This is a genomic window from Bacteroides mediterraneensis (assembly GCF_025993685.1).
In the GTDB taxonomy this organism is placed as follows: Bacteria; Bacteroidota; Bacteroidia; order Bacteroidales; family Bacteroidaceae; genus Phocaeicola; species Phocaeicola mediterraneensis_A.
In genome coordinates this window covers 2574544-2601434 of the sequence record NZ_DAJPEN010000001.1, presented here as the reverse complement: position 1 = coordinate 2601434, position 26891 = coordinate 2574544, and the positions used below count along the sequence as shown (strand labels likewise).

The window sequence follows — 26891 nt, the reverse complement described above, 5'->3', positions numbered from 1 at the left end:
GTATTAAATTCAGGTATGATAAAAAGATTGTTTTTTTTACTTGTCTTGTGTGTGGGAGTTGTGAAACTTTCAGCGCAGATTACAGGAGTTGTGACGGACTCTGAAACGGGCGACCCTATTCCTTATTTGAATGTGTATTATGATGGAAAAGGAGTGGGAACCATTACTGATATAGACGGGCAATATACCATTGCCACTCACCCCGGATGGACTAAGCTGACTTTTTCTATGGTAGGTTATGGTACTGAGATACGTAATGTGTCTGTCAATACCAAGAAGCTGGATGTGAAAATGAAGCCGGACTTGGTACTGGATGAGGTGGTTGTAAAGCCGAAGAAAGAAAAATACTCCCGGAAAAACAATCCGGCGGTGGAGATGATGAAGAAAGTGATTGCAGCCAAGAAACTGAACGATTTGGGCGTCAATGACTTTTATCATTATAATAAGTATCAGAAGATTACTTTCTCATTGAACAACATTACAACCGATTCGCTTCGGGAATCCAATTTATTTAAGAAATATCCGTTCTTCCGTGACCAAGTAGAGGTCTGCGAGGTGACGGGGAAGAATATTCTGCCCATATCTGTCGATGAGACGGTGACGGAGAAGCTGTACCGCAAAAATCCCCATGACGAGAAGACGGTGGTGAAAGGTATTAATTCTACCGGTGTGAACGAACTGTTTAATACGGGTGACATGTTGTCGACGGTGTTGAAGGATGTGTTCCAGGATATTAATATCTATCAAGACCGTTTCCGCTTCTTGCAGTATCCTTTCGACAGCCCGATTTCGAATGCGGGTATCAATTTTTATAAGTATTATATCATGGATACGGTGACAGTGGACCGAGAGCAATGTTTCCATCTGACTTTCGTACCGAATAATTCGCAGGACTTTGGCTTTACAGGACATTTGTATGTTTTGGCTGATTCGACGTATCGGGTCAGCAAGTGTATCATGAATCTCCCTAAAAAGACAGATATCAACTTTGTGGACAATATGATTATTGAACAGAAGTTCGGGCAGCTGTCTACGGGTGAGTGGGTGCTGATGGAGGACGACATGGTGTGCGAATTGTCTTATTTGAAGAAATTGTTGGGTTCGTTTCAGGTAAGGCGTACCACGCGTTATTCGGATTTCGGGTTTGATGAAATTCCTGCGAAGATTTTCAAGAAGAAGGGGGATGAAATTAAGGATGTGAACGCGATGATGCGTGATGATTCTTTCTGGAAGGAGTATCGTCCGACGGAGCTGACCAAGTCGGAAGACAATATGGATTCGTTTGTAGACAATCTATCGAAGATAAAAGGCTTTAAATACATCATCTTTGTGGCGAAAGCTTTCATTGAGAACTTTGTAGAAACCGGGGTGAAGGGAAGGCCCAGTAAGGTAGATATCGGTCCGATCAATACGATGATATCCAGCAATTATATTGACGGGCTTCGTCTGAGAGCTTCTGCACAGACTACGGCGAACTTGAATCCGCATCTCTTTTTGAGGGGGTATTATGCATACGGCTTTAAGGATGAGAAGTCGAAATACAAGGCTGAAGTGGAATATTCTTTCAATAAGAAGGAATACCTGCCACGCGAATATCCGATTAATTCGTTGACGGTTTCGTATTCATACGATAACATGTTGCCGTCCGATAAGTTCATGGGTACGGACAAGGATAATGTGTTCACTTCGTTCAAGGTGACCTCGGTCGATCAATATAATTACGAGCGTACAGCCAGTGTGAAGTATGAACTGGAAAAAGAGAGTGGACTGAAAACCACATTGATGTTGAAGCATACTAATCTGGAAGCTTGTGGAAAATTGTTTTATCGTACGATGGCCCAGGAAAACCAGTTGCAGCAGGCTTTGGCAGCGGGTGAACTGAGCGGTACAGAGTGGGTACATTCTCCTTATAATACCAAGGATTTCTCGCTGGCAGAAGCTACTCTTGCGTTCCGTTATGCGCCGGGCGAAACGTTTGTCAATACCAAGCAACGCCGTTTGCCGATTAATCTCGATGCGCCGGTATTCACTTTGCAGCATACACTGGGATTGAAAGGCGTCTTGGGAAGTGATTATACGTATAACATGACGGAAATAAGTCTCTACAAGCGCTGGTGGCTCAGCTCTTGGGGAAATATTGATACCTGTGTGAAAGGAGGTATCCAGTGGAACAAAGTTCCTTTCCCGTTGCTGATTATGCCGGCTGCCAATTTGTCTTATATTATTCAGGATGAAACCTTCAGCTTAATTAATAATATGGAGTTCCTGAACGACCGTTATGCCTCTTTGGATGTGTCATGGAATTTGCAGGGAAAGATATTCAATCGTATTCCTTTGCTGAAGAAGCTGAAATGGCGTGAGTTTATCGGTATCAAATGTTTGTGGGGAACACTGACGGACAAGAATAATCCGTTGCTTCCTCAAAATGCTAACGATACGGAGCTGATGCTTTTCCCGGGGCATTACGATGCGGCTGGAAATTTCCATACTTCCAGTTATGTGATGGATCCCAAGAAACCGTATGTAGAGGTGAGTGCAGGGATTCACAATATCTTCAAATTATTGCATGTGGAGTATGTGCGCCGGTTGAATTATAATGAATTGCCTACTGCCAGCAAGTGGGGAATCCGTTTCATGATTCGTACGGTCTTCTAATTTTTACTAAATGCATGGGCGGGTCTCAAACTTTTTGTAATTTTGTCATATAATCGAGGAATGTATGGTGAAATCAGAAATACAGAATGTGAAACTGCGGTTCGGCATTATCGGAAACTGTGAAGGCTTGAATCGGGCCATTGATGTGGCTATGCAGGTGGCTCCTACGGACCTGTCTGTACTGGTTACGGGTGAAAGTGGTGTCGGAAAGGAAAGTTTTCCGCAGATAATTCATCAGTTTAGTCGGAGGAAGCACGGTCCGTATATTGCGGTCAACTGTGGGGCCATTCCCGAAGGTACGATTGACTCGGAACTGTTCGGCCATGAAAAAGGAGCTTTTACGGGAGCTATCAGCGACCGTAACGGATATTTTGCCGAGGCAAACGGCGGGACCATCTTCCTGGATGAGGTGGGAGAATTGCCTCTCTCTACACAGGCTCGTTTACTTCGTGTGCTGGAAACCGGAGAATATATAAAGGTAGGCTCGTCCAAGGTGCAGAAAACGGATGTACGTATTGTGGCTGCCACAAACGTGGATTTCTCTGAAGCCATAGCCGACGGGCGGTTTCGTGAAGATTTGTATTATCGTTTGAATACAGTGCCTATCAAGGTGCCGGCCTTGCGTGAACGTCCGGATGATATTCCTCTCCTGTTTCGGAAGTTTGCGGCTGATTTTGCGGAAAAATACCGGATGCCGGCTATCCAGCTTACGGACGATGCCCGGCGTTTGCTGGTGTCTTATACATGGCCAGGAAACATCCGGCAGCTGAAGAACATTACCGAACAGATTTCCATTATTGAGACCAATCGTGATATAACTGCTGATATTCTGCAAGGATATCTGCCGGCACAGCCAGTATCGAAGTATCCCACTCTTTTAGGCGGATTGAAACCGGAAGGGGAGAAAGGTTTTCAGAGTGAGAGGGAAATTCTGTATCAGGTGCTGTTTGATATGCGTCGGGATGTGACGGAATTGAAGAAGCTGGTACACGATATTATGGCGGAACGGGCAGGGGGGGCTCCCATGACACCTGCCTCTACGACTCCGGTTCATTATATTCCGGAAACCCCGGTCAGCTTGATGCAGACTCCTTCAGTAGTATTGAATCCGGTGACGGAAGTTGGGAAGGTTTCCAATGTAACTTCCGTTGGCAATGTCTCTCCCGTGACCTCTGGTGTGAAAGTCACTTCGGCGGATGTGTCGGATGTGCAGGATACGGAAGAATACGTAGAAGAAAATCTGTCGCTGGATGAAGTAGAGAAGGAGATGATTCGCAAGGCGCTGGAACGCCATCATGGAAAACGGAAAAATGCCGCCAATGACTTGAAAATATCAGAACGTACACTTTATAGAAAAATAAAAGAATATGGGCTTGAATAAAAAATATATCCGACTGACAAAATATGTGCTTCCGGTGGTATTGTGCATTCTGACTGCATGCACCGTGTCTTATAAGTTTAATGGGTCTTCCATCAATTACGATAAGGTGAAGACTATCAGTTTCCAGAACTTCCCGAACCGTTCGGCTGCCTTTGTATGGGGCCCGATGGAGTCTATGTTTAATACGGCTTTGCAGGATAAATACATGCAGCAGACCCGTTTGAAACAGGTGCGTCAGGGGGGTGACTTGGAACTTTCGGGTGAGATTACCAATTACGATGCCTACAACAAGGGAGTTGGTTCCGACGGTTATTCTACGATGGCTGAGTTGAGAATGACTGTGAATGTGCGGTTTGTGAACAATTCAAACCACGCGGAAGATTTCTCTGACCAGCAGTTTACGGCTAGCCGCGAATATAATGCGAGCCAGCAGCTGTCGTCTGTACAGGAGGAGCTTGTGCAGCAGATGATTGATGAAATTGTAGAGCAGATATTTAATGCCACAGTAGCCAACTGGTAAGAGGATGATGATACAGCAGCGGTTACAAGAGTGGATTGAGCACCCGGAATTGTTGGGAACGGAAAGCCTTTACGAGTTGAAAAGGCTCTTGGAGCGCTATCCTTATTTTCAGACTGCCCGGATTTTGTATCTGAAAAATTTGTTCTTGCTGCACGACCCTTCTTTTCAGGAGGAATTACGCAAGGGAGCTTTATTCGTGGCCGATTTAAGCGTATTGTTTTATGCCATCGAAGGCGAACATTTCGTTATCAGGCAGCATACGGAAAAATCCGGAGAGCTTGTAGCAGGGGCGGAAGATAGAACCTTGGATTTGATTGACCGTTTCTTGTCGGATACCAGTGGAGCAACCACGGACAGCCTGCTTCCGTTGCCGGCAGAAGCTGTGGACTATACCTCCGTACTGGCAGAGGAGTTTCCGGCTGAAGGGGCGGAAGCTGTACCATTGAAAGGACAGGAACTGATTGACAACTTTATTGAAAAGGCTTCGAAAGAAGAAGGGAAAGGAGAAATCTCCTTAATGGAGGATACTTCCTTCGGCGAAGCGCTTCCTTTGAAGGAAGAAGAGGAAAAGTCTCTGGAAAAGGAGGGGGAGCCGGAAGAGGCTGAAGGGGAACAGTCCGAGCCGGAGGATGAGGAGAATTATTTCACGGAAACCTTGGCTAAAATTTATGTTAAACAGCAACGATATGATAAGGCGCTGGAAATTATTAAAAAATTAAATTTGAAATATCCGAAAAAAAATACTTACTTTGCAGACCAAATCAGGTTTTTAGAGAAGTTGATTATTAACGCTAAATCAAAATAAAAGAAAATGTATTTATTATTTGTCGTATTAATGGTACTTGCAGCTGTATTGATGTGCTTTGTGGTATTGATACAGAATTCAAAAGGAGGAGGCCTTTCTTCCAGCTTTGCATCTTCCAATCAGATTATGGGAGTTCGTAAGACAACCGATTTTATTGAAAAACTGACTTGGGGTCTGGCTGCATTTATGGTGATTGTCAGTGTGGCTACTGCATACGTGGTTCCTTCTCAGGCAGAAGGTTCTTCAGTCATCATGGAACAGGCAGTGAAAGAACAGAAGACCAATCCGTTGAATGCTCCTGCTGGTTTTGCTGCTCCTCAGAAAGATGCAGCTGCTACAACTGCTCCGGCTGCTGCAACTGATTCTACCAAGAATTGAGAATAAAGAAATAGTAGACAAAATGAAGGACTGAGAGGTTTTCATTTTGGGTGCGAAAACGGAAATCCGGATGATGATGAAACGGTTTTCCGTTTTCTTTTTTGTTAATATGAATCTTTTATGGAAAACGTACAGAAAAAAGAGCGGATCCTGGCCATTGATGCGCTGAGGGGATTTGCCGTAATGGGGATTATTCTGCTCCATAACATCGAACATTTCAATTTTTATTCTTTTCCCGAACCTGCTTCTCCTGCATTGGCTCATTTGGATAAAACGCTGTGGGACATGTTGTTTTTCTTGTTCTCAGGGAAGGCTTACGCCATTTTTGCCTTGCTGTTTGGTTTCACTTTCTATTTACAGAGCCGTAGTGCTGCCAAGCGTGGAGAGGATTTTAAGGGACGCTACATGTGGAGACTGGTGCTGCTGTTGGGATTCGGGTTTGTGAATTCCCTGTTCTTCCCCGGTGAGATATTGGTGCTTTATGCCATTTTAGGCTTTATTCTGGTACCCGTCCGTCATTGGAAGAACCGGTCTTTGCTGATACTTTCCGTCATACTGATGCTTCAGCCGGTGGAATGGATAAAAGTGGTGTGTGGATGGCTCAGTCCGGACTATGCACCCCGCCAGATGATTTTTTCGTTGGGAGACGTATATCCGCAGCTGGGAGGCGATTCCTGGTGGGAAATGGTGAAAATGAACTTTACTATCGGACAGCTGGCCAGTTTGAACTGGGCCTGGTGTTACGGAAGGGTTTTCCAGACTTGTGCCTTGTTTGTACTCGGCCTGTGGATAGGCAGGATGGGCTATTTTGATTCCTCTTCAGAAACGGCGTTGGGGCGCTCTCGCAACTTCTGGACCTACGTGTTGTGTTTTTCTCTCCCGCTGGCAGTGGGGTTTTATTTTGTCAAGACCTTCGTTTTCTCGTTGGTGTCTCAGCCTTTGATGCTGGACAGCCTGAAGACCATCCTGAATTCCTGGTATAATTTCTGTTTCATGCTGATCATGGTTTCTGGGTTTCTGTTGCTTTACTGGATGGGTAAGGGCAAGATACAGAAGATTCTGGTGCCCTACGGAAGAATGAGTCTGACCGATTACATCATGCAGTCAGTTATCGGGAGTTTCCTGTATTTCGGTTACGGATTGGCTTGGCATCAGTATTGCGGTACGACGGTCAGCCTGTTGGTGGGAATTGTTTTCTTCCTGTTGCAGTTGGCTTTTGCCCATTGGTGGTTCCGGCATTTTAAGCGTGGCCCGTTGGAGGCCATTTGGCACAAGCTGACTTGGCTTGGAAGGACAGTCAGTTAATCAGGTTGCATTTTTTTAGTACTTCCAAGGGAGTACTTCAGTACTGCCGAAGAAGTACTACGGTACTTTCTTGGAAGTACTCTGGTACTCCTTAGAAAGTACTGAAGTGGAATGGAGATGTTGAAAAAAAAGAGGCCGTTCTCATGATTGAGAGCGGTCTCTTTTTTTATTTGTAATGAAAGTCTGTGTTTCAATTATTTCTTGAAATATCTGTTGTACAGACCTTCGAAACCTTTTCCGTGACGAGCTTCGTCTTTAGCCATTTCATGAACAGTGTCATGGATAGCATCCAGGTTCAGCTGTTTAGCGCGAGTGGCGATACGCTTCTTGTCTTCGCAAGCGCCACATTCAGCGTTCATACGCTTTTCAAGGTTTGTCTTAGTATCCCATACGCAGTCACCCAGCAGTTCGGCGAATTTAGCAGCGTGTTCAGCTTCTTCCCAAGCATAGCGCTTGAAAGCTTCTGCAACTTCCGGATAACCTTCGCGGTCAGCCTGACGGCTCATGGCCAAGTACATACCAACTTCAGTACATTCACCCATGAAGTGGTTGTTCAGGTCCTTAATCATTTCGTCGTCGCAACCTTTAGCTACGCCGATAACGTGTTCGTCTACGAACTGCAAGCCACCTTCAGCTTCTTCCAGTTCTTTGAACTTAGAAGCAGGAGCTTTACACATCGGACATTTTTCAGGAGCTGCTTCACCTTCATAGATGTAACCACAAACAGTACAGATAAATTTCTTCATACGTCAAAAATTTTAAGTAGTTAGTTATATATTAATAAGTTATGTTTTTTAGTTCTTCATTATGTCTTTGCTGGCACATTCCGGGCAGATGCCTTTGTAATACTGGTGTACCTCTTCCACGATGAATCCGTCTTTCTGGAACATTTCGGCTTCACTCGGGTCCATCTTTACAGGTACATCATATATTTTGTTGCATACCTTGCACTGAAAATGTGCATGCGGCTGCATGTCGCCGTCAAAACAAGCGTTTTTTTCATCTATGGTCAGCATCTTTGCCGCACCATGCTCCACGAACAGCTTGAGGGTATTGTATACTGTGGTCTTGGAGAGCGTAGGAATCTCTTTGCACAACGCCGTATAAATTTCGTCAATGCATGGATGGGTTTTATGCTTCAGCAAATAATCCATGATGGCAATGCGTTGTACCGAAGGCTTAATCTGGTGGTCGAGCAAATATTCGTATGCTGTCATATTTTTCAATTCTGTAATTGTTACAATTCTAATTCGAAGGCAAATATACAAAGATTTTTTCTTCTGGCAAATAGAACGCTCAGTTTTTTGTTTTTTTTACTTTGTGCTTCTGCGTTAAAATCTCCTGCTTCAGGATAGGGGCGTGTGTAAATATTGTTTATTTTTGCATCACTATATTATATATAACAAATTTATATGAGATTTGGTTTTGTAAAAGTGGCGGCTGCTATTCCTGCCGTGAAGGTAGCCGACTGCAAGTTTAATGCGCAGCAGACAGAGAAACAGATTGTCGTTGCCGATGGGAAGGGTGTACAGATTATCGCTTTTCCGGAATTGAACCTGACCGGATATTCCTGTGGAGATTTGTTTGCCCAGAGCTTGTTGCTGGAGCAGGCGGAGTTCGCCCTGATGCAGATAGTCAACAACACACGTCAGCTGGATATTATTTCCATTGTCGGCATGCCGGTCATGGTGAATTCCACTCTGATGAATTGTGCGGTGATTTTTCAGAAGGGAAAGATTCTGGGACTTGTGCCTAAGACTTACCTTCCTAACTATAAAGAATTTTATGAGCAGCGTTGGTTCACTCCGTCGGTGGCTCATCCCGATTCCACCACCGTCCGTCTCTGCGGACAGGTGGTTCCCATGAGTGCCCGTTTGCTCTTCGATACGCCAGAGGTCTGCTTTGGCGTAGAAATCTGCGAGGATGTATGGGCACCCGTCCCCCCCAGTTCCACACTGGTACTGAAAGGAGCCGAGATTATCTTCAACCTGTCGGCCGATACGGAAAATATCTGTAAGCACCAGTACCTCCGTTCTTTGTTGGCGCAGCAATCGGCGCGGTGCCTGGCGGGATACGTATTCTCTTCCTGCGGTTTTGGCGAATCGACTACCGACGTGGTTTTCGCGGGGAATGCCCTGATTTACGAAAACGGCAGTCTGCTTGCCGCTTCCGAACGTTTCTCTTTCGAAGAACAGCTGGTCATCAGTGAGATTGATGTGGAGCGCCTGAGAGGGGAACGCTTGGTGAACACTACGTTTGCGGCCAGCGTACGGACTCATCAGGAGATGCCGGTACAGCATATCAGTACGGAACTGGTTTCTTCGCGTGAACTGAGTCTGACCCGTCCGGTAGAACCTCATCCTTTCGTGCCTTCAGGCAGCCGTCAGCTGGACGAGCGCTGCGAGGAAATCTTCTCCATTCAGGTGGCCGGATTGGCCAAACGTCTGGTGCATACCCATTGCAAGACCGTCGTATTAGGTATTTCCGGGGGGCTGGACTCCACGCTGGCCTTGTTGGTCTGTGTCAAGACCTTCGACAAGCTGGGCTTGCCGCGAAAAGGAATCGTGGGAGTGACCATGCCGGGTTTCGGAACCACCGACCGCACGTATCACAATGCCCTTTCCCTGATGGCTTCTCTGCAAGTGACTACGAAAGAAATCAGCATCAAGGATGCCTGCATCCAGCATTTTCAGGATATTGGTCAGGACATGTCGGTACACGATGTGACTTACGAGAACGGACAGGCCCGCGAGCGGACGCAGATTCTGATGGATTACGCCAACAAGCTGGGCGGACTAGTCATCGGTACCGGCGACCTGTCGGAACTAGCCTTGGGATGGGCTACCTACAACGGCGACCACATGTCAATGTACGGCGTGAATGCCAGCATCCCCAAGACCTTGGTACGCTATCTGGTCAATTGGGTGGCACAGACGGGAGTGGATACCTTGTCCCGCAATACCCTGCTCGACATCATCGATACCCCAATCAGTCCGGAACTGATTCCAGCCGACGAGAACGGCAACATCAAGCAGAAGACCGAAGACTTGGTAGGTCCTTACGAGCTGCACGACTTCTTCCTGTTCCATTTCCTACGTTTCGGCTTCCGTCCGGCCAAAATCTTCTATCTGGCTGAGATTGCTTTCCGCGGCACGTACGACAGCACGACCATTAAGAAATGGCTGACGAATTTTTACCGTCGTTTCTTTGCCCAGCAGTTCAAGCGTTCTTGCTTGCCCGACGGTCCGAAAGTAGGTTCCGTTTCCTTGAGTCCGCGGGGCGACTGGCGCATGCCGAGCGATGCCAGTGCAGCGCTGTGGCTGAAAGAATGTGAGGAACTTCAGGCTTGATTCGGAGAGAGGCGAACCGATACAGGACACAGCCGTCTCAAAGAAATAAAATCGTGAAAGTCAATATTTGATTAATTGGAATTCCAACGTAAAAAATCTCCTGCTTTCGTCCTTTCATCGAAGATAAATGAGGACTGAAGCAGGAGATTTTTTTAGGGTATTATTTAGAAATTGTAAGTCGGCCTGTTCAGTGCTTCTGTTTCAAGACCGCCTTCTTCTGAGAATCAGTGCAAGTATTTTTCCGTAAAAGCCTTTACCCGTTCCGTGTATTCGTCCGGATACAGTTTGTAGGAATGGGCATGGTCCACGCCCTCTGTAATCCACAGCTCTTTGGGAGCTGGTTTGGCCTCATAAAGCTTGTACACCATCCACGTCGGTACAAAGTCGTCGTTGTCACCGTGGATGAACAGCATCGGCTTGCGGCATTTCGCTACCTGCAACAAAGCCGATGCCTCCTGAAAGTTCCATCCGTTCTGTAGCTGGCAGATCCAGCTGGCCGTGTAGAGCAACGGGAAAGGAGGCAAGCCGAACAATCCTTTCAGTTCCTTGCTGAACTGGTCCCATACACTGGTGTAGCCGCAGTCTTCCACGAAGCAAGTCACGTAGTCGGGTGTTGCATCCCCCGACAGCATCATGGTAGTGGCCGCCCCCATGGAGATGCCATGCACCACCGCCTGCAAGGAATCACCGAACAAAGCCGGTGCCACGTCTATCCATTGCTTCACGTCCTTCCGGTCCAGCCACCCCATCTGGATGGCATCCCCTTCCGTCAGTCCTGCGTAGCGCAAGTCCGGCAGCAAGATATTACAGTCCAGCGAATGGTTGTAGAGATACCCGATGTGAAACATGCGGATGGCATTGTCCGTATAGCCGTGCACGATAATCGCCGTGCGGGCAGTAGGGCGGGAAGCGTGTGCATAAAACGCATGCATCCGGATGCCGTCGGGCGCGAGGATAAACGTATCCCGGAGCGCATGATGTTCCTCCAAACTGTCCAGCCATTGGACAATCTGAGGATATTCCTTTCGCATGAAAGTTTCAGATTCCACCATGTTTTTCCCCCGGTTTTCCGGGCGGAGCGCAAAATCAATCAGGTAGAGACCTCCCCCGACGACGATTCCCACGACCAGCAGTATCACGATGCCTGCCGACCAGAGGATTTTCTTTTTTGTGGTCATTGAAAATGGGTATTGAGTCCGTGGTTAGCTGTTCCAGATATCCCATGCCCCGAAAGCCTGCAACAAGAGCATTTCCAGCCCGTTTTTGACGATGGCTCCCTGGTCGCTTCCCTTCTTCATGAAAAGCGTGGTGTTCGGATTGTAGAGCAGGTCGTACAACAGATGCTGTGGAGTCAGCAGTTCGTAGGGGATATTCGGACACTCGTCGGCCTTCGGATACATGCCCACCGGCGTACAGTTCACAATCACCTTGTAGTCCTGCATGATTTCGGGTGTAATTTCTTCGTACGTAATAACTTCATCATTGTGTTTGCTGCGCGATACGAACAGCGTTTCCAGCCCCAGCTGTTTCAACCCTTGATGAATGGCTTTTGAGGCTCCGCCTGTACCCAGAATCAGCGCTTTTTTGTGGTAAGGTTCCAGCAAGGCCTCGATGGAACGGACAAACCCGATGATGTCGGAATTATAGCCAATCAGTTTGGGGCCCCCTTTGGTATGCTCTATTTTGATGACATTGACAGCCCCGATTGCCTGCGCGTCTTTGTCCAGTTCATCCAGATACGAAATCACTTTTTCCTTGTAAGGGATGGTCACATTCAGGCCCACCAGATTGGGGTTGGTCTTGATGATTTGCGGAAATTCTTCAATGGTCGGAATCTCAAAGTTCACGTATTCCGCGTCAATATTTTCTGAATGGAATTTTTCATTGAAAAAGTTCTTGGAAAAAGAATGTCCAAGCGGATAACCGATTAAGCCAAATTTTTTCATAAGGTTCAAAGATATTAGTTATTTTGTCGCAAAATAGAGTGTACATGTACCCATGGTCAGTCGTTTGAACTTTACCTCGCTGAAGCCGGCCTTCCGGATAATTTCCTGCATGACTTCTCCTTGGGGGAAAGCCTTGATTGATTCGGGCAGGTAAGTATAGGCGCTGCGGTCTTTCGAGAGCAGCCAGCCCATGGCCGGTATCACGAATTTGGAATAAAGTGCGTAACCCTGTTTCATGGGGAAATGTGCCGGTTCCGACAGTTCCAGAATGACGAGATGTCCGCCGGGCACCAGTACTCTGTACATCTCTTTCAGGCCCTTGTCCAGATGCTCGAAGTTGCGGATTCCGAATGCCACCGTGATGGCATCAAACCGGTTTTCGGGGAAGGACAGTGCCGTACAGTCTTCTTTCGCAAAAGAAATCTGTTGGTCGAGTCCCAGCTGTTTCACCTTCTCGCGTCCCACGTTCATCATGCCCTCCGAGATATCCGTACCAATCAGCTCGGCCGGTTGCAACATCTGGCAGGCCTGGATGGCGAAGTCGCCCGTGCCGGTAGCCACGTCCATGATGTGCTGGGGATGATAAGGTTCCAGCAGGCGGATAGCCTTCCGTCGCCAGCTTTTGTCGATGCCCCATGACATCAGGTGGTTCAGGTTGTCGTATGCCGGTGCGATGTGGTCGAACATTTTTTCTACCTGGGCAGCCTTGCCCTCTTTTTCGTTGTATGGCTTGATATTTTCTTGTGGGTAATGAGACATGCGTGGAAAGTTAAGATGGGACAATGTAATGGTGAATCTCCCTCTGCGAATGAAAGCCGTTTCATTCCGCAAAGGGAGATTAGGGTCAGATGCTTTTAAATTAAAGCAACAAATAGTCAGTTACGTTCTTTTCGATACGTTTGGCCAGGTTGTCTGTGTCACCTTTTACGAAGCTTTCGCCCGTGATGTGCTCAAACAACTCGATGTAGCGGTCGCTGATAGATTCCACGATGGCCGGAGTCATTTCAGGCACCTGCTGTCCTTCCTTGCCCTGGAAGCCGTTGGCCATCAGCCATTCGCGTACGAATTCCTTTGAAAGCTGCTTCTGCGGTTCTTCTTTTTCGAAGCGTTCCTGATAACCTTCTGAGTAGAAGTAACGGCTGGAGTCCGGTGTATGGATTTCGTCCATCAGGTAGATTTCGCCGTTGTGCTTTCCGAATTCATATTTCGTGTCTACCAGAATCAGGCCACGTTCAGCCGCCATCTGAGTACCGCGTTCAAACAACGCCAGTGTATATTTCTCCAGGATGGCATATTCTTCCGGAGTAGCCAATCCTCTGGCCAGGATTTCTTCTTTGGAGATATCTTCGTCGTGCATACCCATTTCGGCCTTGGTGGTCGGAGTGATGATCGGATGAGGGAACTTCTCGTTTTCTCTCATGCCTTCCGGCAGACGCACACCGCAGATTTCACGCACGCCGCTCTTGTAGGCACGCCATGCGCTTCCGCAAAGATAGCCACGTACAATCATTTCTACAGGGAATCCCTGGCACATCACGCCCACGGTAACCATCGGGTCGGGAGTAGCCAGTTTCCAGTTCGGGCAGATGTCTGTGGTAGCGTCCAGGAATTTAGCCGCAATCTGGTTCAGCATCTGTCCTTTATAAGGGATACCTTCCGGCAGCACGACATCGAATGCCGAGATACGGTCGGTAGCAACCATTACTAACTTTTCATCGTTGATGTTGTACACATCACGTACTTTTCCGTGATACACACTTTTCTGTCCAGGAAAGTGGAAGTCTGTTTTTGTTAATGCTTTGCTCATTGTCTTGTTATGTTTAGTAATGAATAGGATTCGTTATGTTCATGCCTGTGGAGTCTTTTCGGCTTCTCTGGCAGCGCGCAGTTGTTTTCTTTCCGCTTTCTCTTTTTCCTCGAATTTCTCGTAGGCTTCCACGATGCGGGTCACCAGCTTGTGGCGGACAATGTCTTTCTTGTTCAGTTCGATGAAGCTGATGCCTTTCACGTCTTTCAGGATTTTCATGGCCTGCACGAGTCCCGAAGTCTGCGAGGCGGGAAGGTCAATCTGCGTCATGTCGCCCGTCACAATCATCTTGGTGTTCATGCCCATTCGGGTGAGAAACATTTTGATTTGCTGGGTGGTGGTGTTCTGCGCTTCGTCCAGGATGACCACCGCGTCGTTCAGCGTACGTCCGCGCATGAAGGCCAGCGGTGCAATCTGGATGACGTTCAGTTCCATGTATTCCTTCAGCTTGGCCGCGGGAATCATGTCCTGAAGCGCATCATACAGCGGTTGCAGGTAAGGGTCAATCTTGTCCTTCATGTCGCCGGGCAGAAATCCCAGTTTCTCGCCCGCTTCCACGGCCGGACGGCTGAGGATGATTTTCTTGATTTCCTTGTTCTTCAGGGCCCGTACCGCCAGGGCGATGGCCGTGTAGGTCTTTCCTGAACCCGCCGGACCGATGGCAAAAATCATGTCATTCTTTTCGAATTCGCGCACCAGCTTCAGCTGGTTTTCACTTCTCGGAGTAATCGGCTTGCCCGTCACACTGAACACGATGGCATCACCCGTCTTTTCAATTTTCGGGGCATTGCCCTTCACGATGTCCAGAATCACTTCTTCGTTGAGCGAGTTGTACTGCACGCAGTGTTTCTCCAGAGCCAGGACGGCCTCTTCGAAAGCGCACATTTCCTCCTCGTCTCCCATGATTTTGATGACGTTTCCGCGCGCCACAATCCGCAGCTTGGGAAACAGGGCCTTGATCATCTGCATGTTGGCATTGTTCACGCCATAGAAAATCACCGGGTCAATATCTTCGAGTACGATATGTTTCTCTATCATTGAGTTTCTTCAGATTCGCTTGTATTTTATTTTTTGCAAAAATAATCATAACTTTTGATTGTAGAATGAGAAAGCAGAAGAAAATCTGCTTACTTCAGTTCTTTCATTTTGTAGCGTTCGCCGGTTGATTTTACCAGTTCCTGCAAGAATTCCTTGCTGTATCCCGGGCGGTCCAGCGGAGCCGTGTTGCCGGTAGCCGGGCGTTGCAACTGTCCGTTCTGCATGCGTTTCACGGCACCGTCGTTGTAGCGTACGATGAGGAATTCGCCCAGTTTCTTCCAGCTGTCTACAGCAGTCTGTGCCGTCATCTGCGTGTAGTTGGTCAGGAATTCCTTGGCTTTGGCCGGGTCTTGCTGATACAGTTTCAGGGCCGTGCTTTCAATGCCTTCCTGTGCCTGTGCATAAGTATCTTCCAGGCTGTTCTGCACGGTGCGCATGTCTTCCACCATCAGGTTGTAGCGCGGACGGATCATGTCGGCCACCCAGTTGTAAATCCAGAACGCGGAATCCCATGAGAAGGTTACGCAGTCACCGTGTCCCTGCTGGTAAGGATAAGGCACCTTGTCCGTGTTGCAGTACACCGGAGTGAAGACCGTCATGTTGGCGTCGTCCAGACCGAACCAGAGCACACCGCCGATGGCGTCGGGCAGGTTGGAACGCATCTGTGAAACGAACACGAAACCGCTCTGCTGGGTAGAGATGGGGCGTTCGTTGAAATATTCCTGTCCGTCCACCTTGAAGGTCAGCGGCGACAGGCGGTAAGGCATCTCGAAACAGCCGGCACCCATGTCCTTGGTGATGTCGAGCGGAGTACCTTCGTAGTGGTCACGCATGGCATGCTGGATGTCGCGTACCGAAATCTTCTGGTCCGGTTTCACGTAAAGCGGCATCGGCTCCTTGCTCTCGCCCTGGATATAAGAAAGGTAAGACTGTCCGGTCGCCTTGCTGAACATGTTGTAGAAGCTCCACACACGTGCCTCGCAGAAACGCAAGCCGCTGAAATCGAGCGGGCAGTAGGCATCGGCAAAGCTGAAGTCTTTGTTGTTGCCGCTGAAATAGCCTTTTTCGCGGGCAAAGGAAACCACGTCGGGTGCATACAGGCAGTTTTCCTTGTCGTTCATATCGAATTTGTGGATGCGGCTCTGGTTGGCATGAGCGGCAATGCAGTCGTCCGGAATACGGACAGCCACCCATACAGCCCCTTTCACGCCCGGTCCTTTTCCAATCATCTCCATGATCCAGGCTTCGTTCGGGTCGGCAATCGAGAACGATTCACCGCTGCTGTAGTAACCGTATTCTTTCACCAGGTCGGTCATGATTTTGATGGCTTCCTTGGCCGTGCGCGAACGTTGCAGGGCCACGTAAATCAGGCTTCCGTAGTCCATGATGCCGGTGCTGTCCACCAGTTCCGGACGTCCGCCGAAAGTGGTTTCCCCGATGGTCACCTGAAACTCGTTCGTGTTGCCGATGACGTTGTAGGTCTGTTTGGCTTCCTTGATTTTGCCCAGGTATTTGCCCGAATCCCAGTCGTAGATGTCGCGCATCTCGCCCGGTGCATGCTGGGCAGCCGGGTAGTGGCACAGGTAGCCGAACATGCCGTAAGAGTCGGCCGAGTAAGAAACGATGACGGAACCGTCGGCCGAAGCCTTCTTTCCGACAATGAAGTTGGTACATGCCCATCCGTTGGCAATACATGCTGTCAGCAGAAAGACAGCCAGCATTATTTTTTTCATTTTCATGTAGGTAGGTTGTTTATGATTTGAGTTATTGATTCTTTCAGAACTTGTATTCCTTGCGGGCCGTGTTTCCGCATTGGTCGGTCACGGTCACCTCGGCCTTGTGGGGAACTCCCTTTTTCACTTTTTCCGGGTCTTGTATCACCAGGATGCCTTTCTTCAGGCCGAAGAGGACAAACTTCCCGTCAATGTACACCTTGTAGGTGCCGATACCCGATTCGGCGTCGCTGATACGGAACCGGATTTGCCGGTTGCTGCGCCATCCGCCCTGTCCGACGGGAGTGATTTTCGGCGCCACGGTATCCACGTCGACAGAGAAGGTGCCGAGGGAACGTATCCGGGTCTTGACCCATCCGTTCTCGTATTTCCCGCCCATGGAACTCCGCCATTTGCCGGCCTTCTGCACGATGTAGTATTTCGTGGTGTCGGCCACCGGCTTGTGGCGCAGGCCGATGGACAAGTCGCAGTAGCTGTGGATAGGCGTCCGTCCGGCATCCAGCACATAGTCGAAGGCGATGTGCGAGCTGTCCCCCTTGACGCGAGTATGGAGCGGCACGTTGTCATATACGTAGTAGCGGGGCACCACCAGTTCCATACCCGGTTGCTGGATGACATTGGTCCGGTTCCAGTAAAGCATCTCGTCAACCTCTGGCTTGTAGGCGGGAATGTCCTGCCGTTTGCCCTTTATGGTAAATGCATACGTTCTGCGGTTGCCGAAATTGTCTTCCAGCACGTAGCGGAAATGATAGTCCCGTTCCTCGTTGATGTTTACAGCACCCCGGTTCTCATCCGTGCGGAGCAGTCGGAGACGGTTGCCGGGCAACTTATAGGAACGCATAATCAGCCGTCGCGTGCGGGTCAGCTCGTCGTAGTCCGTAAACCCGTTGATCATGCGGTTCTCGTCGGGCAGCACCCGGTCGGTCGTGCTGTTGAACACCTGTACCGAGTCCACATAAAGCGTGACCGAGTGTACGCCGTAGAAGTTCGAGGTACCGTCCATGTAATCCTTGGCGCTGATGCCCGTGTAGATTTTCCCCCACGCGTGGATGGGCTGTCTCAGGGCATTCACGTTGAGCAGTTTCTTTTGCGTGCTGCCGTTCACCACACCCTCTCCCTGAATCGGATAAATGCCGATGAGGCTGGCCACGGGCGCCTTGCTGTCTTTCAGGAAACGCTTGAAATAAGGCATGGGGTCAATGTATTCCCCCGTTTCCGTCTGCCGCAGCTCCAGGTGCAGGTGAGGTCCAGCCGAAGCCCCCTCGTTGCCGCTCAGGGCAATGATATCCCCCTTCTTCACCGGGAACTGTCCGGGTTGGAATTTCAGGTCGCAGGTAAACGTTTCGTGCGCATACTGGTACTGGCGCACGTAAGCCTGTATGTTCTTGGCAAATGAAACCACGTGTCCGTACACCGAAGTCAGTCCGTTGGGATGGGTGATATAGAGAGCCTGTCCGTATCCTCCGTGCAATACCGCCACACGCGATACATAGCCGTCGGCAATGCAATAAATGGGTTTGCCGGTTACCCCTTGTGTCTTGATGTCCAGTCCGTTGTGGAAATGATTGGGGCGCAGCTCGCCAAAGTTGGCGCTGAGCAGAATCGGAAAGTCGAACGGAGAACGGAAGTAGTTGTCGGTGACATTCTGGGCCTGTCCGGAGAGTACCCCCGCCAAGGCCAGTGCCAGTATCATTTTTTGTCTCATTTTTTCGTATTTGTTAAGCGGTTACAAAGATATTAAGAAATCCCGAAGCTGCAATCTTTTTGGAATGACTCTAAAAAATACGTCGTTTTTTATTAGGATAATTTATCCGAATGGTCTATTTTTGTCAGTGTATTGATATGCAATTTATTATTTATTAAACAGTATAATCATGGAAAACAATGAATTAATTCAACAGTGTACTGAGAAAGCTCAGACATGGCTGACGGCTGCCTACGATGCCGAGACACAGGCTGAAGTGAAACGCATGCTTGAAAATCCCGACAAGTCGGAATTGATTGATGCCTTCTACAAAGACCTTGAATTCGGTACAGGTGGTTTGCGCGGCATCATGGGAGCCGGTTCCAACAGAATGAATATCTACACGGTAGGTGCCGCTACACAGGGCTTGGCCAACTACCTGAACAAATGCTTTGCCGGAAAGAAAGATATCTCGGTAGTGGTAGGTCACGACTGTCGCAACAACAGCCGCAAGTTTGCGGAAATTTCTGCCGACATCTTCACGGCCAACGGCATCAAGGTTTATCTGTTCGATGACATGCGTCCTACACCAGAAATGTCATTTGCCATCCGTCACCTGGGCTGCCAGAGCGGTATCAACATCACGGCTTCACACAACCCGAAAGAATACAACGGTTACAAGGCTTACTGGGATGACGGTGCACAGGTACTGGCTCCGCACGACAAGGGCATCATCGACGAAGTGAACAAGATTTCCGGCGTGAGCGAAATCAAGTTCCAGGGCAACAAGGAACTGATTCAGATTATCGGCAAGGAAATTGACGACGAATACCTGCGTCAGGTTCACACCTTGTCTATCGACCCGGAAGTGATCAAGCGTCAGAAAGACCTGAAGATTGTCTACACGCCGATTCACGGTACCGGTATGAAACTGATTCCGCAGTCACTCAAATTGTGGGGCTTTGAAAACGTACATTGCGTGGCCGAACAGATGGTGAAGAGCGGCGACTTCCCTACAGTGGTATCTCCTAACCCGGAAAATGCGGAAGCACTGACATTGGCCATCAAGTTGGCCAAGGAAATCGATGCCGATATCGTGATGGCTTCCGACCCGGATGCCGACCGCGTGGGTATGGCTTGCAAGGACAGCAAGGGCGAATGGGTATTGATTAACGGTAACCAGACCTGCTTGATTTTCCTGTACTACATCATCAAGAACCGTATCGCCATGGGTAAGATGAAAGGCAACGAGTTCATCGTGAAGACCATCGTAACTACAGAGCTGATTAAGAAGGTGGCCGACAAGAACCACATCAAGATGCTCGACTGCTACACTGGTTTCAAATGGATTGCCCGTGAAATCCGTCTGCGTGAAGGCAAGGAACAATACATCGGTGGCGGTGAGGAAAGCTACGGATTCCTGGCTGAAGACTTCGTACGTGATAAAGATGCCGTTTCTGCCTGCTCACTGCTGGCTGAAATCTGCGCATGGGCCAAAGACCAGGGCAAGACCTTGTATGACATACTGATGGAAATCTACGTAGAATACGGCTTCTCACTGGAAGTGACTGTCAACGTAGTGAAACCGGGTAAGACGGGTGCCGATGAAATCAAGGCCATGATGGAAAACTTCCGTGCATGTCCGCCGAAAGAACTGGGTGGCTCGGAAGTGGTTCTGGTAAAAGACTACAAGACCTTGAAGGCTACCGACAACACCGGAAAAGCTACAGACCTGGATATGCCGGAACCTTCCAACGTGCTTCAGTTCTTTACAGCCGACGGTACAAAAGTTTCTGTACGTCCTTCCGGCACAGAACCTAAGATTAAGTTCTACATGGAAATCAAGGGCGAAATGCATTGTCCGAAGTGCTATGCAGGTGCATTGGCCGACGCCAAAGAAAAAGTAGATGCAGTAAAGAAATCTTTGGGCATTTAAGATGCGGGGCGTGTGAGTGCGCCGCCAGAGATGATTTGAAATAAGGAATGTCATTCCCGCGAAGGCTTTCAGGAGTCTTTCTTGCTTCGGGAATGACATTCTTTTTTTGTCAGAATGTTTGCTGTTTTGAGAAATTCCTGTCAAAAAGGACGGAATTGACGGGTTTTGCTAACCGTGTCTGGCGGCAAAAAGCCTCTTCTGTGCAGCCGTCTTTTGGAACCCGAAAACCTCATCTGCCTCACAGGGGTCTATAGAGGGGGTAGAAGGGGAGTGAAACGGTCGTCCCGGGAGAATAAAAATGAAAATCCGGAAAAATCGCTTTGACGTTCGGAGGCAGACGCAAAGGCGTTTCACTCCAAACGTCCTTGCGTTTTCCGGCAAACGCTTAGGAGCTTCCGGACAAACGCACTTGTGTCTTTTTTGTAAGCCTTAAAATGAAGATTTTTGAGGACTTTATTTTCTATTTCAAGCGTGAATATGAAATTTTTCGGCGTGACTGAATGAATGTTTATTTCGTTTCTTTGTGTTCTTTTTGTTGCTGAAACAGCTTTCTTGTTTTCTTCATCTCCTATTTTAGGGAGCTTTCTTTTCTTCTTGAATTTGCGGAGCTTCTTCTCCTGCACAGTTTGTACACGAAGATTGACCTGAGGGCCGAATTTCCTTTTCTGAAGAAGAAAAAATGAGCAAAATGACAGTTGCTTTCAAAAGAAAAAGTTATTTTTGTATGTGTGCATCTAAAAAGTCAAATTGTAAGATTGTATCAAGATGAAGTACCCAATAGGAATCCAAAGTTTCGACCAGTTGATAGAAGACGGCTATGTTTATGTGGATAAAACAGATTTGGTTTACAGTCTGGTAAAGGAAGGCAAGATTTACTTCCTCAGCCGTCCGCGTCGTTTCGGGAAGAGTCTTCTTGTCTCTACCTTGAAGAACTATTTCTTAGGAAGGAAAGAACTGTTCAAAGGGTTGAAGATAGACGCGCTGGAGAAGGACTGGAAAGTCTATCCCGTATTTCATCTTGATTTCAACGGAACAGATTTCACGCTTCCCGGCGAACTGGAAAGAAAGCTCGGTTATTACATTTCTTTATGGGCTGACCAGTATGCTTTGCCCGAAAAAAGCCGTAATTTGGGGCTGGGCGATTTCTTTGCCGAGGTCATTCGTGCGGCCCATGAGCATACCGGGAGGAGGGCCGTTGTCCTGATTGATGAATATGACAAACCCATCTTGGACGTGTTGGATACAGACGCTTCCTTGGAAGAGCGGAACCGGAATACATTGAAAGCCTTTTATTCCGCTTTCAAGAGTGCCGACGAGCATCTTCAGTTTGTATTCCTGACCGGGGTGACGAAGTTTTCGCAGGTGAGTGTGTTCAGCGGTTTCAACCAGCCTTTCGACATTAGTATGCACGGCAAGTATGAGACGCTATGCGGCATATCTCAGGAAGAACTGGATGCTACTTTCCGGGAGCCGATGGAGGCCATGTCGGAGGTGTACCGTTGTTCGTATGATGAAATGCGGGCGATGCTTAAAGCACAATATGACGGTTATCATTTCAGTAAGAAATTGTCTGATGTATATAATCCGTTCAGTCTTCTTAATGCGTTTGCTGCGATGGATATATCTGATTATTGGTTCAAGAGTGGTACGCCGACTTATCTTATCCGGCTGCTGTCTCACACCGACGAGAATATGAACGAAATCACGGGCAAGTACTATTCTGCGGAAGAGTTCATCGACTACAAGGCCAACGTGGAACAGCCGTTGCCGATGATTTACCAAAGCGGCTACTTGACGATAAAGGATTTCGATCTGGAAGAAAACACCTTCCTTTTGGATTATCCGAATAAGGAGGTGAAGCGTGGCTTTCTTACGATGGTGGCTTCCAGCTATTTTTCGAATGGAGATACTCCTTCATGGATAAGAAACGCAGTGACATGCCTTAAAAAAGGAGAGTTGGACGATTTCCGTACAAGTCTTACTTCCTTTTTAGCCAGTATTCCGTACACCATGCGCCGTAAGGAAAATGAGCGTGAACGGGAGCGTTATTTCCACTACACGTTCTATCTGTTGATGCGCCTTATCAGCGTGTATACGGTATATACGGAAAAGGTGCAGAGTCACGGCAGGGTAGACTGTATCGTGGAAACTCCAGACTTTGTGTATATATTCGAGTTTAAACTGGATGGAACAGCCGAAGAAGCTCTGCGTCAGATTAAGGAAAAAGGCTATGCGCGGGAGTACGAAGCAGACCAGCGTAAACTCTATAAAATAGGAGCAGTGTTCTCATCTGAAACAGGTACGATAGCAGATTGGCGAACAGAGTAGCATCATAGGATGGAAGAAATAAAAGAACTCGATTTTGAGAGATCGCTAATGTCAGTTTTCGGATTCGATTGTTGGTCCCATTGATGCTTATAATTGTAGGATGAGAACTTTAATGGCAAAGCTGTAATAATCAATTATAAAGAAGTTTTAATGCGATGCTTAAATTGAAAGCAATAAAGACATTCAGCCACTTCAGCCTTACCAGAAAGGAGAGAATCATAAATATCTGTATAAATATGTTCTCAGCCTATAGACCCCTGGTATAAATGTAGCAACTGAAGTGAAATAATTTGCTTCTCTGTAGTGGTCTTTGCTGGATATCTGATAGTTGATAGGAAACAAACAGTAAGTAGTGGAGAATTATTGGAAGATTGCTGGGGTTATTCCTGTATCTTTTGAAATCCTTTTTGAATTGTGTTGAATAGCGTAGTGTCTTTATTCTTCACAGGATTTTATAAAGGCTTCCAAGCTGCTGGTGTTTATGGTGCCAGCATATTTCCCTGTACGTGCTTCCTTGATGGCCGCTTTTGTTTCTTCGTTCGGTTCTGAATAGACAGCATCCATGAGCATGCTTTCCACGTAGTTATTCAGGCTTCTGTTGGCTTTTTTGGCTTCTTCCTGTAAGACCTTTAGCAAGTCTTCACGCAACCGAAATGAGGTCTGTTTTCTTATTACTGCTTCCATTTTCTTATGTGTATTACATTGTATTGCAAATGTAATACAATGTATTGTATTTTACAGTGTATAAAGGATTTAATTTTTGTCTGAACTGGTAGCTGCTATATTAATCAGCCATTCATACTATCACTTCTTTATTTCAGCAAAAGACTTTAGAAACCGATATTCCAGATTCTGTGGTGTTTGCATTACAAGATGGAACTCATGTTTATCATCTTCCTTTACACAGGCGGAATAATGCTTATTTTAAAGATGGAGATAAGAATATTTATCTCAGCTTAATTCTTGAGAAATATCCATTTCCTTTTGATTCCTTGCACTATGCCTGGGATAAGCAGTTGGCATTATCCGATATAAAAGGTAAAACAGGGGTATGTTCCAGAATAACCGATTTGTCGGGAAAAGTTTCAACCTTTGCTTCGGGAGCACTGGAAAAGTTTGCTCCGTCGGATAGTCTGGTCTCCACCTATTTGGGGTATCGTCTGGAGATGGAATTATCCGGTTATATTTCTTATTCCTGGTGGAGTCTTCTACCGGGCGGAATGGTTATAACGGTTGTCCTTCTTTGGTGTATGTATATTTTTTTCTGGTTGTTTTACGACAGACTGAATCAGTTGGTTTCGAAACGAACTGTGGTGGTGGAAAAGATAGTTGAAAAAGCGCCACTTCCTGCCAAATCACGCAATAAGACCAGACATATAAAGGCCCGTGTCTACAGATTGGAGCACGATGTGTTTTTTGATGCCGAACAGCGTTTGTTCTGTGATGGTAACGGTGTCATTGAGAAACTTTCCCCTGCCATGTCTGTGCTGTTGGAGCACTTTCTCAAAGCATCCGACCACACATTGACCAAATATGAGATTTATCAGATTATGGGTAAAGACCTTGAAGAATATTCATTGGACAGCTTTTATAAAATGATTGAACGCTTTAGGAAGAAGCTTAAACAATTCTCATCCGTTACGTTGCATAGTGACGGAAACGGAGCTTATCGTCTGATTCTCCCTTTGGAGCCAACTGACATGAACTGACATTTATTGATTGCATGTGTCTGTATTATAGTGGATTGTGTTTCTTGTATGGATTGAGGTCCTGAACAATTTTTATAAAGACAATTTTTATACTTAATTTCGTCATGACAAAATTTTAAATGTAATTAAGATGAAAAGGATATCGGTTTTTCCTAAGAAGACAGAATACGATTTTTTGGGGGGGGTAACGAATAGGTCACTCTAAACCTATGGAAATAAAGTATTGTGAAGGAAATCTTTATGAATATTCAGAAATATGTAAAATGTAGAATTGATACTTTTTGTAATTTAGCAACAAAAGGACCCAATCATGAAAATAAGAACCCATATAATTATCATAATCTGTACTACTTTAATGACTGTAGGATGCAGCCAGAATCATAAAGTAACAAAGCAAACGCCAGAACTCGCAAAGGCGGAGGAGGTGATGTTTGACCATCCCGACAGTGCGCTGCACATATTGGAGTCCATGCCGATTCCGTCTGCACGTAAAGACAAAGAGAATCATGCGCTGTGGTGCTTGCTGACCTCACAAGCAAAGGTGAAGCTGATAATGAAAATTCCTTCCGATTCGCTTGTGAAGATAGCGTACGATTATTACAAGTCTACGGATAATGCCCGTAGAAAAGCAATGTCCGCCCTTTACATGGGTGATATAAACTATGAGCTTGGCAATATAGAGGAAGCCATGCAGTATTATCTAGAAGGCAAAACAGAAGTAGAGAAAACAGAAGATTATAAAACCGGATATCTTATTATGTCTTCTTTGGGAAAACTATATTTATATCGTAGACTCAATGCATACGCACTTGAAGCATGTACTATAGCATACGATTATGCAGTGAAGGATTCCAATAAGCGGTATCAGATGGGGGCATTACAATATCTGGCCAGATGCTATTGTATCTTAAATGAACTCCCCAAAGCTATTGAAACCTATCAGAAATGTAGCGATATAGCCGTTGAATTAGGACTTAATAATAAAGCATATTATTATGACATCCAGACGGAAATAGCTCTTGTTTATAAAAACAGTTCACAGTTCTTACAATCATTGGAAATCCTGAAATCCTTTCCTGTCAAATTCCAGTCATCATCATTGATTGGAAAAAATTATTTCTATCTCAAGCAATATGACTCAGCTTACTTCTATCTTAATAAAGCATTGCTCACCGATAATATCTATACAAAAGCTTCCGTATATGAGTTTTTGTACAAATTTGGGAATCAGCCCAAATATCGAAAATATTTGACAAGCTATTGTGATTCATTGCTATTCTATAACGACTCTATAATAACCCTTAACAAGAGTAAGGAGATTATAGCATACAAGGAGAAATATGAGAATGAAAGACTGACAACGGAAAAGCAAAGGTTAGAACTGGAAAAATCCAATATCACTTATTGGTGGATGTTTACTATAGTAATAGTTCTGTTATTGGGTATTTTACTTATTTATATTTATCTGCACAAACGAATTGCTATACATCAGAAAGAAGAAAAGTTAACCCGTTTAGCCTTGCAACTACATGATAAAGAATTAGAAGTTGAAAAGAACGAATCATATATTGCAGAACTTCAGTCACAGTTCGAGCAGAACAATAAGAAAGAAGAACTTTATATTGAGCAGGTAGAGGCACTTAAGAAGCTGAAAAAGGAAAATGAGCGTTTGTCGTTGGAGAAAAATATGCTACATGACAAGATTGCTTCCTATTCCATCTCAGGTCATGAACTGTCTGATGTAAAGACTTTATCTGACAGAGTTCTGTTATTGGAAAAGAGGGAAAAAGAACTATGCTCTTTGCTGTTGACGCAAGCACCATTCTTACGTAAACTTCATCTGCAACCTGTCTATTTGAATGAAACAGAACTGAAGGATGTGTGTAAAATAGCTGACAATATTTTTCAGAAATTTACACAACGTTTGTCGAAAGAGGTGTCTGTCCTTAGCGAACATGAAATAATATTATGTAGTTTAATCAAACTCCGTTTTTCCATTACTGAAATTTCTATTTTCTTGAATATAGCTCCAGCCTCAGTATCCAGGAGTAAATTACGTATAAAGAATAAGATTTGTTCAGTGTTTGGTGAAAATCTGAAGGAAAAAAGTCTTGATGTCTGGCTTTGGGAATATTGATGAATGCATTTGTCTATTTATGAGAGCCTGATTATTTTGTAAATACTTAATATACAAGTAGTTCTTTTCCTTTTGGTTTAGAAGCCTGTCTATCTTATATCTATACTTTGGGTCGGTTTGTAATCATATAAATATCTATTTTTGAGATGTGTTTTTGTTTTATGGATTGATGCTATATT

The 26891-nt window shown here is 46.4% G+C and carries 21 protein-coding genes; 11 read left to right on the top strand and 10 right to left on the bottom strand.

Annotation, left to right across the window (positions count from 1 at the left end):
* Window positions 1-15 precede the first annotated feature (15 nt).
* The 6 genes from OIM59_RS11145 (at window position 16) to OIM59_RS11120 (ending at window position 7044) form a co-directional block, all read left to right on the top strand.
* Window positions 16-2655 carry a DUF5686 and carboxypeptidase-like regulatory domain-containing protein gene (locus OIM59_RS11145; RefSeq protein WP_299173371.1) on the top strand — a complete coding sequence of 880 codons (2640 nt, stop codon included), beginning with the start codon at window positions 16-18 and terminating at the stop codon, window positions 2653-2655.
* Window positions 2656-2719: 64 nt separating this feature from the next.
* Window positions 2720-4036, top strand: a complete 1317-nt coding sequence (locus OIM59_RS11140) for a sigma 54-interacting transcriptional regulator (protein ID WP_299173374.1) — start codon at window positions 2720-2722, stop codon at window positions 4034-4036.
* Window positions 4023-4556 carry an LptE family protein gene (lptE, locus tag OIM59_RS11135; RefSeq protein ID WP_299173377.1) on the top strand — a complete coding sequence of 178 codons (534 nt, stop codon included), beginning with the start codon at window positions 4023-4025 and terminating at the stop codon, window positions 4554-4556. The genes OIM59_RS11140 and lptE overlap by 14 nt, the downstream gene beginning before the upstream one ends.
* A gap of 7 nt (window positions 4557-4563) precedes the next feature.
* Window positions 4564-5361, top strand: coding sequence for a tetratricopeptide repeat protein (locus OIM59_RS11130; protein ID WP_299173400.1), 798 nt, complete (start codon window positions 4564-4566; stop codon window positions 5359-5361).
* A gap of 6 nt (window positions 5362-5367) precedes the next feature.
* On the top strand, window positions 5368-5739 hold the full coding sequence (gene secG, locus OIM59_RS11125) for a preprotein translocase subunit SecG (RefSeq protein ID WP_072543132.1): 372 nt from the start codon (window positions 5368-5370) through the stop codon (window positions 5737-5739).
* Between the two features lie 120 nt (window positions 5740-5859).
* Window positions 5860-7044 (top strand): DUF418 domain-containing protein, encoded by a 1185-nt coding sequence (locus OIM59_RS11120; RefSeq protein ID WP_299173380.1) that lies wholly within the window; start codon window positions 5860-5862, stop codon window positions 7042-7044.
* Window positions 7045-7238: 194 nt separating this feature from the next.
* Here the strand turns inward: OIM59_RS11120 and OIM59_RS11115 are convergent, their stop codons facing one another.
* Complete coding sequence (locus tag OIM59_RS11115) at window positions 7239-7790, bottom strand: NADH peroxidase (protein WP_022354734.1); 552 nt, start codon at window positions 7788-7790, stop codon at window positions 7239-7241.
* 48 nt (window positions 7791-7838) lie between these two features.
* Window positions 7839-8261, bottom strand: a complete 423-nt coding sequence (locus OIM59_RS11110) for a Fur family transcriptional regulator (protein ID WP_299173384.1) — start codon at window positions 8259-8261, stop codon at window positions 7839-7841.
* 195 nt (window positions 8262-8456) lie between these two features.
* On the opposite strand from OIM59_RS11110, the gene OIM59_RS11105 reads away from it, so the two are divergent.
* Window positions 8457-10394 carry an NAD(+) synthase gene (locus OIM59_RS11105; protein WP_299173387.1) on the top strand — a complete coding sequence of 646 codons (1938 nt, stop codon included), beginning with the start codon at window positions 8457-8459 and terminating at the stop codon, window positions 10392-10394.
* 224 nt (window positions 10395-10618) lie between these two features.
* Here OIM59_RS11105 and OIM59_RS11100 read toward each other — a convergent pair whose 3' ends face one another.
* From OIM59_RS11100 to OIM59_RS11070, 7 genes are all read right to left on the bottom strand, one after another.
* Window positions 10619-11572, bottom strand: a complete 954-nt coding sequence (locus OIM59_RS11100) for an alpha/beta hydrolase (RefSeq protein WP_303896713.1) — start codon at window positions 11570-11572, stop codon at window positions 10619-10621.
* 24 nt (window positions 11573-11596) lie between these two features.
* Window positions 11597-12340, bottom strand: a complete 744-nt coding sequence (locus OIM59_RS11095; protein WP_022354738.1) for a shikimate dehydrogenase — start codon at window positions 12338-12340, stop codon at window positions 11597-11599.
* An 18-nt stretch (window positions 12341-12358) separates the two neighbouring features.
* A complete protein-coding gene (gene ubiE / locus OIM59_RS11090; RefSeq protein WP_299167548.1) occupies window positions 12359-13099 on the bottom strand; it encodes a bifunctional demethylmenaquinone methyltransferase/2-methoxy-6-polyprenyl-1,4-benzoquinol methylase UbiE in 741 nt (246 codons plus the stop codon).
* Between the two features lie 100 nt (window positions 13100-13199).
* Entirely contained in the window at window positions 13200-14147 is a 948-nt protein-coding gene (locus OIM59_RS11085) for a phosphoribosylaminoimidazolesuccinocarboxamide synthase (RefSeq protein ID WP_299167551.1), read from the bottom strand.
* A gap of 39 nt (window positions 14148-14186) precedes the next feature.
* Window positions 14187-15185 (bottom strand): PhoH family protein, encoded by a 999-nt coding sequence (locus tag OIM59_RS11080; RefSeq protein ID WP_022354741.1) that lies wholly within the window; start codon window positions 15183-15185, stop codon window positions 14187-14189.
* 89 nt (window positions 15186-15274) lie between these two features.
* On the bottom strand, window positions 15275-16924 hold the full coding sequence (locus OIM59_RS11075; protein WP_299167556.1) for a C69 family dipeptidase: 1650 nt from the start codon (window positions 16922-16924) through the stop codon (window positions 15275-15277).
* 37 nt (window positions 16925-16961) lie between these two features.
* Window positions 16962-18623: a M23 family metallopeptidase gene (locus OIM59_RS11070; RefSeq protein WP_299167560.1), complete on the bottom strand. Its 1662-nt coding sequence runs from the start codon at window positions 18621-18623 to the stop codon at window positions 16962-16964.
* Window positions 18624-18792: 169 nt separating this feature from the next.
* Here OIM59_RS11070 and OIM59_RS11065 point away from each other — a divergent pair, with 169 nt between their 5' ends.
* On the top strand, window positions 18793-20538 hold the full coding sequence (locus OIM59_RS11065) for a phospho-sugar mutase (protein ID WP_299167563.1): 1746 nt from the start codon (window positions 18793-18795) through the stop codon (window positions 20536-20538).
* Window positions 20539-21303: 765 nt separating this feature from the next.
* The gene (locus tag OIM59_RS11060) at window positions 21304-22866 is read left to right on the top strand and encodes an ATP-binding protein (protein WP_299167566.1); all 1563 of its coding nucleotides are present in this window, start codon (window positions 21304-21306) and stop codon (window positions 22864-22866) included.
* A 435-nt stretch (window positions 22867-23301) separates the two neighbouring features.
* Here the strand turns inward: OIM59_RS11060 and OIM59_RS11055 are convergent, their stop codons facing one another.
* Entirely contained in the window at window positions 23302-23550 is a 249-nt protein-coding gene (locus tag OIM59_RS11055) for a toxin-antitoxin system protein (protein ID WP_118242507.1), read from the bottom strand.
* 170 nt (window positions 23551-23720) lie between these two features.
* Between OIM59_RS11055 and OIM59_RS11050 the strand changes: the two genes are divergently transcribed.
* Complete coding sequence (locus tag OIM59_RS11050) at window positions 23721-24575, top strand: hypothetical protein (RefSeq protein ID WP_303896705.1); 855 nt, start codon at window positions 23721-23723, stop codon at window positions 24573-24575.
* A 310-nt stretch (window positions 24576-24885) separates the two neighbouring features.
* Complete coding sequence (locus tag OIM59_RS11045) at window positions 24886-26712, top strand: lipopolysaccharide assembly protein LapB (protein WP_299167579.1); 1827 nt, start codon at window positions 24886-24888, stop codon at window positions 26710-26712.
* The last annotated feature ends 179 nt before the right edge of the window (window positions 26713-26891 follow it).

Bases quoted from the DNA above. Each gene is read 5' to 3' on its own strand.
- OIM59_RS11105 (WP_299173387.1), top strand. From the start codon at position 8,457: ATGAGATTTGGTTTTGTAAAAGTGGCGGCTGCTATTCCTGCCGTGAAG.
- OIM59_RS11130 (WP_299173400.1), top strand. From the start codon at position 4,564: ATGATACAGCAGCGGTTACAAGAGTGGATTGAGCACCCGGAATTGTTG.
- OIM59_RS11075 (WP_299167556.1), bottom strand. From the start codon at position 16,924: ATGAAAATGAAAAAAATAATGCTGGCTGTCTTTCTGCTGACAGCATGT.
- OIM59_RS11120 (WP_299173380.1), top strand. From the start codon at position 5,860: ATGGAAAACGTACAGAAAAAAGAGCGGATCCTGGCCATTGATGCGCTG.
- OIM59_RS11080 (WP_022354741.1), bottom strand. From the start codon at position 15,185: ATGATAGAGAAACATATCGTACTCGAAGATATTGACCCGGTGATTTTC.
- secG (WP_072543132.1), top strand. From the start codon at position 5,368: ATGTATTTATTATTTGTCGTATTAATGGTACTTGCAGCTGTATTGATG.
- OIM59_RS11065 (WP_299167563.1), top strand. From the start codon at position 18,793: ATGGAAAACAATGAATTAATTCAACAGTGTACTGAGAAAGCTCAGACA.
- OIM59_RS11100 (WP_303896713.1), bottom strand. From the start codon at position 11,572: ATGACCACAAAAAAGAAAATCCTCTGGTCGGCAGGCATCGTGATACTG.
- OIM59_RS11055 (WP_118242507.1), bottom strand. From the start codon at position 23,550: ATGGAAGCAGTAATAAGAAAACAGACCTCATTTCGGTTGCGTGAAGAC.
- OIM59_RS11060 (WP_299167566.1), top strand. From the start codon at position 21,304: ATGAAGTACCCAATAGGAATCCAAAGTTTCGACCAGTTGATAGAAGAC.
- OIM59_RS11110 (WP_299173384.1), bottom strand. From the start codon at position 8,261: ATGACAGCATACGAATATTTGCTCGACCACCAGATTAAGCCTTCGGTA.
- OIM59_RS11085 (WP_299167551.1), bottom strand. From the start codon at position 14,147: ATGAGCAAAGCATTAACAAAAACAGACTTCCACTTTCCTGGACAGAAA.
- OIM59_RS11145 (WP_299173371.1), top strand. From the start codon at position 16: ATGATAAAAAGATTGTTTTTTTTACTTGTCTTGTGTGTGGGAGTTGTG.
- lptE (WP_299173377.1), top strand. From the start codon at position 4,023: ATGGGCTTGAATAAAAAATATATCCGACTGACAAAATATGTGCTTCCG.
- OIM59_RS11095 (WP_022354738.1), bottom strand. From the start codon at position 12,340: ATGAAAAAATTTGGCTTAATCGGTTATCCGCTTGGACATTCTTTTTCC.
- ubiE (WP_299167548.1), bottom strand. From the start codon at position 13,099: ATGTCTCATTACCCACAAGAAAATATCAAGCCATACAACGAAAAAGAG.
- OIM59_RS11070 (WP_299167560.1), bottom strand. From the start codon at position 18,623: ATGAGACAAAAAATGATACTGGCACTGGCCTTGGCGGGGGTACTCTCC.
- OIM59_RS11140 (WP_299173374.1), top strand. From the start codon at position 2,720: ATGGTGAAATCAGAAATACAGAATGTGAAACTGCGGTTCGGCATTATC.
- OIM59_RS11045 (WP_299167579.1), top strand. From the start codon at position 24,886: ATGAAAATAAGAACCCATATAATTATCATAATCTGTACTACTTTAATG.
- OIM59_RS11115 (WP_022354734.1), bottom strand. From the start codon at position 7,790: ATGAAGAAATTTATCTGTACTGTTTGTGGTTACATCTATGAAGGTGAA.